This window comes from Pseudomonas cyclaminis (assembly GCF_015163715.1).
In the GTDB taxonomy this organism is placed as follows: Bacteria; Pseudomonadota; Gammaproteobacteria; order Pseudomonadales; family Pseudomonadaceae; genus Aquipseudomonas; species Aquipseudomonas cyclaminis.
In genome coordinates this window covers 1-8,592 of sequence record NZ_JADDUM010000011.1, presented here as the reverse complement: position 1 = coordinate 8,592, position 8,592 = coordinate 1, and the positions used below count along the sequence as shown (strand labels likewise).

4 protein-coding genes and 3 pseudogenes are annotated in these 8,592 nt (G+C 61.8%); all 7 read right to left on the bottom strand.

Annotation, left to right across the window (positions count from 1 at the left end; translation table 11 throughout):
• Positions 1-136: 136 nt before the first annotated feature.
• Positions 137-3,191: pseudogene (locus IQK56_RS01225) on the bottom strand (efflux RND transporter permease subunit).
• Positions 3,188-4,257: pseudogene (locus IQK56_RS01220) on the bottom strand (efflux RND transporter periplasmic adaptor subunit). Before IQK56_RS01220 ends, IQK56_RS01225 begins: the two co-directional pseudogenes overlap by 4 nt.
• On the bottom strand, positions 4,254-5,336 hold the full coding sequence (locus IQK56_RS01215; protein WP_122306817.1) for an efflux RND transporter periplasmic adaptor subunit: 1,083 nt from the start codon (positions 5,334-5,336) through the stop codon (positions 4,254-4,256). Before IQK56_RS01215 ends, IQK56_RS01220 begins: the two are co-directional and overlap by 4 nt.
• A gap of 155 nt (positions 5,337-5,491) precedes the next feature.
• Positions 5,492-6,340 carry a transporter substrate-binding domain-containing protein gene (locus tag IQK56_RS01210; RefSeq protein ID WP_122306816.1) on the bottom strand — a complete coding sequence of 283 codons (849 nt, stop codon included), beginning with the start codon at positions 6,338-6,340 and terminating at the stop codon, positions 5,492-5,494.
• Positions 6,337-7,113 carry an amino acid ABC transporter ATP-binding protein gene (locus IQK56_RS01205; protein ID WP_193863184.1) on the bottom strand — a complete coding sequence of 259 codons (777 nt, stop codon included), beginning with the start codon at positions 7,111-7,113 and terminating at the stop codon, positions 6,337-6,339. Before IQK56_RS01205 ends, IQK56_RS01210 begins: the two co-directional genes overlap by 4 nt.
• Positions 7,110-7,769 (bottom strand): amino acid ABC transporter permease, encoded by a 660-nt coding sequence (locus IQK56_RS01200; RefSeq protein ID WP_122306815.1) that lies wholly within the window; start codon positions 7,767-7,769, stop codon positions 7,110-7,112. The genes IQK56_RS01205 and IQK56_RS01200 overlap by 4 nt, the downstream gene beginning before the upstream one ends.
• Positions 7,750-8,414, bottom strand: a pseudogene (locus IQK56_RS01195) (amino acid ABC transporter permease). Before IQK56_RS01195 ends, IQK56_RS01200 begins: the two are co-directional and overlap by 20 nt.
• Between the last annotated feature and the right edge of the window lie 178 nt (positions 8,415-8,592).

Sequence of the window (8,592 nt, the reverse complement as noted above, 5' to 3'; positions counted from 1 at the left end):
AAGTGAGCCGGCTGTAAAAGCGGAACCCTAGGTGGCCGTTACCTGACCAACGGATATGTACTCAGACCCATCGCCATCGGGGGCAAGTTCGAATCGTCGCACCGCCCCTCCCACATTTTTGACCGCATTCCGCCCTTTAAACGCGTTGCTCCTGCTTGGGCTCGCGGATCTTGTACCAGGCCACATACAGCGCCGGCAAAAACAGCAGCGTCAGCAACGTGGCGATGATAATCCCGCCAATCATCGCGTACGCCATCGGCCCCCAGAACACCTCTCGCGCAATCGGGATCATGCCCAGGCTGGCCGCTGCGGCCGTGAGCAGGATCGGGCGACGCCGGTGCTCGGTGGCTTCCACCACCGCATCCCACGGCGTGTAGCCGGCCACCTCGTATTCGTGGATCTGCGTCACCAGGATCACCGAGTTGCGAATGATGATGCCGATCAGCGCCAAGATGCCCAGGATCGCCACAAAGCCCATGGGCGTCCCCGTGGGGATCAACGCCAGCACCACGCCAATCAAGCCCAACGGCGCCACGCTGGCCACCAGGAACATCTTCTGCACACTGTGCAGCTGGATCATCAGGAAGGTCGCCATCAGGAACAGCATCAACGGCACCACGCTGGCGATCGGGCCTTGGGCCTTGCCGCTTTCTTCCACGGTACCGCCCGTGGCGACCTTGTAACCCACCGGCAAACCGGCGCTGAATTTATCGATCTCGGGCTTGAGCTGCTTAACCAGATCCGTCGGCTGCATCTCGTCACGCACCGAGGCCTTGATGGTGATGGTCGGCTTGCGGTCGCGACGCCACACCAGCGGCTGCTCCAGTTCGTAACGCACGGTGGCGAATGCCAGCAGCGGGATCGAGGTGCCGTTGGGTGTGACGATCTGCAGGTTCTGCAAGGTCTCCGGGGTGCCGCGTTCGGCGTCTTCGGCACGGCCGACCACGTTGATCAGGTAGATATCGTCGTGCACCTGGGTCACTGACGCGCCGCTGACCACGCTGTTCATCAGTTGGGCCACGTCTTCCGAGGACAGCCCCAGTTGCCTTGCCTTGTCCTGGGCGATGTCGATGCGCAGCACTTTGCCGGGCTCGTTCCAGTCGTAGATGATCTCGCCCAAATGGGTGTTTTTATCCAGCAGCGTCGCCAGTTCGATGGCGTGCTTGCGCACCTGGTCGGTGTCTTTGCCGGATACGCGATACTGGATCGGACGCCCCACCGGCGGGCCCATTTCCAGGGGCTGCACAAAGCTGCCGATGCCGACAAAGTCATCACGCAGGCGTTTTTGCAGGCGCGCAATCAACTCGCCGCGTTCTTCCAGGCCTTTGCTGACGATCACCAACTGCGCGTAGTACGGGTTTTCCAATTGCTGGTCGAGGGGCAGGTAGAACCGGATCGCGCCCTGGCCGATATAGGTGCTCCAGCGCGCAATGTCGGGGTCGTCCTTGATGATCGCTTCCAGGCGTCGACGGCCCTGCGCGTCTCGTTGATCGAGGCGTTTTGCGGCAGGTTCAGGTCGACGAGGATTTCCGGACGGTCCGACGACGGGAAAAACTGGTTCTGTACGAACTGCATCGAGAACACCGAAGCGACAAACAGGCCCACGGTAATGCCGATCGCCCACCAGCGGTTGCGCATGGCCCAGAGCATGCCGCCGTTGAATGCGCGGCCAATGCGCCCTGGCTCGGCGTCGTGGGGTTTGACCTTGGCGCTGAGGATATGCACGCCGATCACCGGCGCAAACAGCACCGCCACCACCCACGACACCAGCATTGCCACGGCAATCACCGCAAACAGGGTGAAGGTGTACTCGCCCGCCGAACTGGCGTTGAGACCAATCGGCACGAAACCGGCGACGGTCACCAAGGTACCGGTGAGCATCGGGAACGCCGTCGAGGTGTAGGCGTAGGTCGCGGCCTGCTCCTTGGTTTCGCCCTTTTCCAGGCGCGTGATCATCATCTCCACCGTGATCATCGCGTCGTCCACCAACAGGCCGAGGGCGATGATCAACGCACCCAGCGACACCCGCTGCATGGTGATGCCGCTGTATTCCATGAACACGAACACCAGCGCCAAGACCAGCGGAATCGAGCACGCCACCACCAACCCGGCGCGCATGCCGAGGCTGATAAAGCTCACCACCAGCACGATGATCACGGCTTCAAACAGCGCGCTGGTAAAGCCGCCGACGGCCTCTTCCACCACTTCGGCCTGGTCGGAGACTTTATGCACCCCGACGCCCACCGGCAGGTCGGCGGTCAGTTCGTCCATGCGGGTGTGCAGGGCCTTGCCGAACGACTGGATATTGCCGCCCTTCTGCATGGCGATGGCCAGGCCAATCGCCGGTTTGCCGTTGAACCGGAACATCGGCCGCGCCGGGTCGACGTAGCCACGGCTGATCTCGGCGATGTCCGCCAGGCGATAGAAGCGGTCATTGAGCCGCAGGTTGACGTTGGCCAGGTCCTTCTCCGAGGCGAACTGCCCCGACGTGCGCACCGAAATCCGCTCCGGCCCGGCCTCGATCACGCCCGCCGGGGTCACGGCGTTCTGCGATTGCAGGCTCTGCACCACCTGGCGCTGGTCGCGCCCAGGGCGGCCAGCTTGCGCGTGGAGAAATTCAGGTAAATCACTTCGTCCTGCTGGCCGATCATCTCGACCTTGCCCAGCCCCGGCACCGAACGGATCTCGGCGCGCACCTGCTCCACATAGTCGCGTAACTGGCGCATGGACAGGCCGTCGCCGGTAAAGGCGTAGACCGAGCCGAATACATCGCCGAACTCGTCGTTGAATGACGGCCCCTGCAAACCCTGGGGGAACGTGCCGCGAATGTCGTCGATCTTCTTGCGCACCTGGTACCAGATATCCGGAATGGCCTTGGCGCTGGTGGTGTCCTTGAGAAAGACAAACACCGTGGACTCGCCCGGCCGCGTGTAGCTTTTCACGTAGTCGAGGGAGTCGAGTTCTTCGAGTTTTTTCTCGATGCGGTCGGTGACCTGCTTGAGGGTTTCTTCCTGGGTCGCGCCTGGCCAGCGGGTCTGGATCACCATGGTCTTGATGGTGAACGACGGGTCTTCCTCACGACCCAGGTTCATGTACGAGAACACGCCCATCAACAGCGCGACGAACATCAGGTACCAGACGAAGGACTGATGCTTGAGGGCCCAGTCGGATAAGTTGAAGCTCCCTTTCATCGCGGGCTGTCCTCGTCGATTTTGACTTTTTGCCCGGGCTTCAGGCTGTTCACGCCGGCGGTGACTACACGCTCGCCGGGTTTGACGCCGCCGTTGAGCACGGCGCTTTGGGTGTTACGGCTGACGACGCTGACATCACGCGGTTGCACGGTCTGGCTTTGGATGTCGAGGATCCAGAGGCGGGTCTTGCCGTCAACGTCTTGCAGGGCGCTGAGGGGCAATTCCAGGCGCGGCGCGATGGCCGTGCTCAAGGTCACGCTGATGGCGGTGCCCAGGCGGAATGCGGCGGGCGTATCGGCCAACGTCAGGCGGGCGCGACGGGTGCGGGTGGCGCTTTGGGCCTGAGGTTCGATCTCGCGCACGATGGCGGTGGTGTTGACGCTGGGGTCCAACTGGCTGGCGACCAGGAACACCACGTCAGGTGGCAGGCGCTCGGCGAGGCCGGCGGCAGGTCGATGACCGCTTCCTTGACGTCCGGGCGAGCCAGGGTCACCACTTGCTGGCCGGCGCTGACCACCTGGCCAGCCTCGGCGTTCCAGGCGGTGACGATGCCGGCGTGGTCAGTGCGCAGCTCGGCGTAGTTGAGCTGGTCCTTGGCCTGGTTGACCGAAGCTTTAGCCTGGTCGAGTGAGGCCTGGGTGGTTTTCAGGTCGGTCTGGGCGACATCCAGCTGCGCCTGGGCGCCGACGCCACGGTTGAACAACTCCTGTTGGCGACGAGCGTTGGCCTGGGCGTTGATGAATTGCGCCTGGACACGAGCGAGGTCGCCTTGGGCGGCGTGCAATTGGTTTTGCTGGTCCGTAGGGTCGAGGACGGCGAGCAAGGCGCCCTTCTCTACTTCAACACCCACATCCACGGCGCGGCGGGCAATACGTCCCGGCACGCGAAAGCCCAGATTGCTTTCATAGCGCGCCTGGATGGTGCCGGCGAAGCGACCGAGGGTTTCCTGGTCTTCGGCCTTCACCTCAATGGACAGCACCGGGCGCACGGGCTCGGGCGGCGTTTCTTCCTTGGAGCAGGCGGCCAGCAGCAGGCTGGCGGCGAGGGCTAGCGTCAGACGCTTCATGGCTGGGCTCCCTGCTGGGCAATCTCGACCAGCATGCCGGGGTGCAGCAATTGCCCACCGGCTACCACGACTTTTTCGCCGCCTTTAAGGCCATCGCTGATGATGACCTTGCCGGTAAGGTAACGGGCCACCGTGACCTTGTGCAGTTGCGCCTTGCCGTCGCCATCGACCAGCCACACAGCGGGTTCGCTCAAGTCTTTGGTGAGTGCCGACCACGGCAGCTCGACGCTCGGCTTGGCCTGCCCATTGGCGGTGGCGCTGACCACCGAACCCAGCTGCATGCCTTTGGGCAGCGATTGCAGCGCAATCTTCACCTGCACCGTGCCGGTGTTGGCCGCCACGGCAGGCGTGACTTCACGGACTTTGCCCTGGGCCTTGATACTCGGGTTATCCAACAGGCTGACGGTGATCGGCGCATCGGGCGGCGGCTCCACCAGCAGGGATTCGTAGACGTTGAACACCGCATCACGCTCGCCGTCGCTGGCCAGGCTGAAAATTGGCACAGTGGCCTGCACTACCTGGCCGACTTCCGCTTGGCGAGCGGTGATCACACCGGGCGTTTCAGCGATCAGCGAGGTATAGCCCAATTGCTCGCGGGCATTGGCCAGTTGAGCCTGGGCCGCAGCCAGGGCGCTTTGACTGCTGCGCAGCGCGGCCTGGGCGGCATCGTATTCGCTGCGGCTGGTGTAGCCCTTGGGCAGCAGTTTTTCCTGGCGCACAAAAGCCGCGGCCGTCTGCTTGACCCTCGCCTGTTCCGCCACGACCTGGGCTTGGGCGGAATCGACGTTGGTCTGCAAATCCTTGGGATCGAGCTTGGCCAGCACTTGCTTGGCGGTCACGCGGTCGCCCACGTCCACCATGCGCTGGATGATCTTGCCACCGACGCGAAACGACAGGTCGGTTTGCACACGCGCCTGAATATCCCCGGTGAGGGTGACCGCCGCGGCGAAATCCGCCGACTGAACGGTTTGCACAAAGACCCGGGAATGCTGCTTGGGTTCGGCTTTTTCCTGGCCGCAAGCGCTCAGCAACACCACTAAACCCAGGCCGACAATACAAGTGGAAATACGACCGCCCATGCAGACTCCTTGTGCGCGATGCGATGTGCCAGTGTGTATGCGACTGTGAGCTTAGTTCAGGGTTCCTTATCTGCATGGGCCAGCAAGCGTTGAAGTGATTTCACTGGCCTCATCGGGGGCAAGCTCCTGATGAGGCCAGTAGCATCAATGGAGAATCAGCCCTGCCACTTCCCGCCTTCAACAATCACACTCTCAGGCTTGGTGTCATCGCTCAGTTCTTTACGCACGTATTGGTCATACAGCTTGAGCAAAAACTTTTCTTCGCCCAGCTTCGCCAACTCGGCATTGACCCAGTCACGCAGTTCGATGTTGCCCTTCTTCACGGCCGGGGCAATCGGCGCTTCGTCGCCGAGCTTCTCTTCCAGCACGCGGTAGCCAGGGTTCTGCTTGGCCCAGCTGAACAGCACCAGGTTGTCTTGGGCGTAGGCATCGCCACGGCCAGCCGACAGTGCTTGCAGCGACTCGGAGTTTTTCTCGAACTTGAGCAGCTTCCAGTCCGGGTGGTTCTTGGTCAGCCAGATATCGGCGGTGGTGCCGGTGGTGACGATGGTGGTGCGGCTGGCCAGGTCATCCAGGCTTTTGACCGCGCTGTCGTTAGGCACCAGGGCCTGAACCGCGACTTTCAGGTTGGGGTTGGTGAAGTCCACCGCTTCCTTGCGTTCCGGCGTTACGGTCATGTTGGCGAGGATCAAATCGACCTTGTCGCTTTGCAGGAACGGAATGCGGCTGGCCGGTTCCACGGCGACGAATTCGACTTTGTTCTCATCGCCCAGCAGGTCCTTGGCGAATTGACGGCCGATGTCGGTATCGAAGCCAACGTAACGGCCCGCTTCGTTCACAAAGCCAAACGGTGGTTTGTCGGTAAAGACGCCAACGATCAGCTTGTCCCGCGCCTTGATTTTGTCGATGTAGCTAACGGCCGCAGGTTTTACCGGCTCTTCGGCCTTTTTATCGCAGCCGGCCAGCAAGGCGACGGCCAACAGTGGCAGCAGTAGTTTTTTCATATCAGTTCCAGTTCCTTGGTTTTCTTGGGCAGTGTTGAAACAAAGGAGAACTTCTCCAGGAACTGCTGCGCGCGTGCGGTTTGCGGGTTCGTAAAGAATGCCTCGGGGGTGTTGTGTTCGAGGATGCGACCGGCCTCCATAAACACCACGCGGTCGGCGACGGCGCGGGCGAAGGCCATTTCATGGGTGACGATCAGCAGGGTCATGCCATCGCGGGCCAGCCCCTGGATCACTTCCAGCACTTCCTTGACCATTTCCGGGTCAAGGGCGGCGGTGACTTCGTCAAACAGCATGACCTGCGGGTTCATGCACAGCGAACGGACGATGGCGATGCGTTGCTGCTGGCCACCGGAGAGCTGGCGCGGGAAGGCGTCACGCTTGTCGGCCAGACCGACACGTTCCAGCAGCTTTTCGGCCTGCTCGCGGGCTTCGCGGGGGTCGCGTTTTTGCACCTTGAGCGGGCCAAGCAGGATGTTGTCGAGCACGCTCATGTGCGGGAACAAGTGGTAGCTCTGGAACACCATGCCGATGTCCTGGCGCACCTGGCGCCAGTCGGTGTTGTTGCCCAGCAGCTCACGACCGGCAAACCGCAGGCTCCCGCTGTGGGCCACTTCCAGCCCATTGAGGCAACGCAGCAAGGTGCTTTTGCCGCAGCCGCTGGGGCCGAGGATCACCACCACTTCGCCGCTTTGCACACTCAGGTCGATGCCCTTGAGCACCTGCGTCTCGCCGAAGAATTTGTTGAACCCCTGAAACTCGATCAATGCACTCATGCTTGGGCCCAGCGCCGTTCCAGCACCTTGGAGGCGGCCGACAACGGGTAGCAGATAAAGAAGAAAAACAGGAACAGCACGCCGTAGATCAAGACCGACTCGTAGGTGCGTTCGATGATTTGCTGGCCGACCTTGATCACGTCCACCACACCGATCAGCACCGCCAGGGAGCTGGTCTTGATGATGCGCGTGTAGACGTTGATGGTCGGCGGGGTCATGCGCTTGAGGGCCTGGGGCAGCAGCACGTAGCCGTACAGCTGCGGGTCCGACAGGCCAATCGACAAGCCCGCTTCACGCTGGCCACGGGGCAGCGAATGCAGGGCGCCGCGCACCACCTCGCCCACCTCGCTGGCACCCCACAGCGACAGCACCAGCACCGCGCACCAGAAGCTCGGGATGCTCAGGCCGAAGAAAATCGGCAGGCCGAAAAACAGCAAGTACAGCCATACCAGCACCGGGATCGCCCGGAACAACTCCAGGTACACCCGCAGCACGGCATTGATCAGCCGGTGGTTCAATGTGCGCAGCACGCCATACAACACGCCGCCGATGGTGCTGAAGGCAATGCTCAAAAACGAGATCGACAGGGTTTGTGCAGCGCCCTTGCCCAACTGCGGCAACGACACCCACAACAACTCAAGACCCGAACTGGCCATGCTGGAGCCTCCTTTCCAGGCGGCTGAGCAGCAGCGACAGCGGCAAGAACAGCAGCACGCAAATCAGCGTCAGCACGGCGAGCATCTCGTAGGTCTTGTAGTAAAGGGCGATGTAGCTCTTGGTGGTGTAGAGAATCTCCGGCACCGCCACGGCGGAGACCACGGTGGTCTCCTTGAGCAGGAAGATAAAATTGGCGAACAGCGCCGGCAGGCTGAGGATGCGGCCTGGGGCAGGATCACATGGCGCAGCAGTTGCCAGTCCGACAGGCCGATGGACTTGCCCGATTCGATCTGCGCCAGCGGCACCGCTTCCACACCGGCGCGCAGCACTTCGGTGAGGTAGGCGCCGCCGAGGAAGGTCATGGTGATGATCGCCGCCCAGAACCCGGAGATATTGAAGCCCAGGGCCGGCAGCGCGAAGTACACGAAAAACAGTTGGATCAGCAGCGGCGTGTTACGCGCCAGCTCCACGTACAGCGCCACCAGGCGCGACAGGTAGGGCGTGCGAAACACCAGCAGCGCGGCGTTGATCAGCGCCACCAGCAGCGAGGTGGCAATGGCGATCAGGCCGACTTGCAGCGTCACCCCCACGGCTTTCAAAAACGCCGGCAAGGTGCTGAGGATAAATGCGAAATCGAAGGTCATCTTGAGTCCATATCGCCGCATGGGTAATGCCGCGAGCGCCGTCCATTCCGACGTGGGTAACGCCGGGTAGCGCGAACTTTAAAGGTATAAAAACAAAAATTTAAATACCGAAATAGCATATTGATATCACGCAAAAAGATAACCGCCGGATTCGCGGTTGTGGGAGGGGGCAAGTCGA

Coding starts and splice junctions, on each gene's coding strand:
- IQK56_RS01215 (WP_122306817.1), bottom strand. CDS start 5,336: ATGGGCGGTCGTATTTCCACTTGTATTGTCGGCCTGGGTTTAGTGGTG.
- IQK56_RS01210 (WP_122306816.1), bottom strand. CDS start 6,340: ATGAAAAAACTACTGCTGCCACTGTTGGCCGTCGCCTTGCTGGCCGGC.
- IQK56_RS01205 (WP_193863184.1), bottom strand. CDS start 7,113: ATGAGTGCATTGATCGAGTTTCAGGGGTTCAACAAATTCTTCGGCGAG.
- IQK56_RS01200 (WP_122306815.1), bottom strand. CDS start 7,769: ATGGCCAGTTCGGGTCTTGAGTTGTTGTGGGTGTCGTTGCCGCAGTTG.